Source organism: Alphaproteobacteria bacterium (genome assembly GCA_024244705.1).
Lineage (GTDB): Bacteria > Pseudomonadota > Alphaproteobacteria > JAAEOK01 > JAAEOK01 > JAAEOK01.
Window position 1 is genome coordinate 1 of the sequence record JAAEOK010000016.1, and the last position, 672, is coordinate 672.

The window sequence follows — 672 nt, forward strand, 5'->3', positions numbered from 1 at the left end:
ACCGGATATTCGAATACCACACAACGAAGTGTGGGCACATTCTCACCATACCGGAGGACGGATCATGACGAGAGAAGAGCGGCTACAGTTCGAGCGCCTTGTTGAGGCACTAGAGCCCTTCGCTGATGTGGCGAAGTCATTTTGTTGCGACGACCGCCCATGGAACCAGAGCGTCCAGGTGGTCGTGAACGCAGGAGAGCTCATGAACGCCCTAGAGATCTGCAGAGAGGCTTACGGCGCAGCAGAGAAGGCCAGCTCATGAAGAAAGAAGAAGTTCTGAAGATGGCGACCGGGCTCGTGACCGGAGATCGCCACGACGACTATGGTGACGCCACTGAGTGCTGCGACTCAATTGCCGAGGTCTGGACCTGGTGGATAGATGACCGACTCGCCCCAGGGCGCTCACTTGACGCCCATGACGTAGCTATCATGATGGACCTACTCAAGACGTCACGTATCAAGACTGGCGCCCCAAAGATCGATAACTACGTCGACAAGTGCGGCTACGCAGCATTGGCTGCAGAGGTGGGATCAAAACTGGATGGCTAAATTCGACGAAGGCTTCGCGGCCGGTGTCGAGTATGCAGCCGCGATAGTGGTTATGCACAGGCCGAAATACCTGACGGACTTCAGGTCGCGCCAGATGTACGTAAAACTGAATACGATTATCAA

Annotated in this window: 2 protein-coding genes; both read left to right on the plus strand. The window is 55.2% G+C overall.

What is annotated here, in order from left to right; translation table 11 throughout:
* The first annotated feature begins 64 nt into the window (after nucleotides 1–64).
* A complete protein-coding gene (locus GY791_01410) occupies nucleotides 65–262 on the plus strand; it encodes a hypothetical protein (GenBank protein ID MCP4327082.1) in 198 nt (65 codons plus the stop codon).
* Nucleotides 259–549 (plus strand): hypothetical protein, encoded by a 291-nt coding sequence (locus GY791_01415; protein ID MCP4327083.1) that lies wholly within the window; start codon nucleotides 259–261, stop codon nucleotides 547–549. Before GY791_01410 ends, GY791_01415 begins: the two co-directional genes overlap by 4 nt.
* The last annotated feature ends 123 nt before the right edge of the window (nucleotides 550–672 follow it).